The organism is Flavobacterium zhairuonense (genome assembly GCF_004352915.1).
GTDB lineage: Bacteria > Bacteroidota > Bacteroidia > Flavobacteriales > Flavobacteriaceae > Flavobacterium > Flavobacterium zhairuonense.
The window spans coordinates 1-586 of the sequence record NZ_SJSY01000029.1 but is presented as its reverse complement, the minus strand read 5'-3'; the positions used below and the strand labels follow the sequence as shown (position 1 = coordinate 586).

The window sequence follows — 586 nt, the reverse complement described above, 5'->3', positions numbered from 1 at the left end:
TACCAATGTCGGTGTTCCCGGATCATTTACATTTATTGTTACGCTCAGTCTTGTCGCGCTCTCGCATCCTGTTGCAGGATCGCTGATTGCAGCGTAATAAGTACCGCTTGCCAATGCCTGAGTCGATGGAATCAAGTTTCCACCTATCATGGCGTCGTACCAAACAATATTTGTTTCGTTGAACTGAACGCTTGCAAATGTCGGAGCATTAACCAAACAGAAGCTCTGTGTTCCTGCGTTTACCAATGTCGGAGTGCCAGGATCGTTTACGTTTATTACAACTGCCAATCTTGTTGCGCTCTCGCATCCTGTTGCCGGATCGCTGATTGAAGCATAATAAGTGCCGCTTGCCAATGCCTGAGTTGATGGAATCAAGTTTCCTCCTGTCAAGGCGTCGTACCAAACGATATTGGTTTCATTGAACTGGACACTTGCAAAAGTAGGAGCATTGATCAAACAGAAGTTTTGAGTCCCTGCGTTTACCAATGTCGGAGTGCCAGGATCGTTTACGTTTATCGTTACACTCAATCTTGTCGCGCTTTCACAACCTGTTGCAGGATCGCTGATTGCTGCATAATAAGTGCCA

The 586-nt window shown here is 46.1% G+C and carries 1 protein-coding gene; it reads right to left on the bottom strand.

Annotated features, from left to right (window positions below):
• The coding region (locus EYY60_RS00040; protein WP_449404164.1) for an Ig-like domain-containing protein at nucleotides 1-586 on the bottom strand (586 nt) is incomplete at both ends.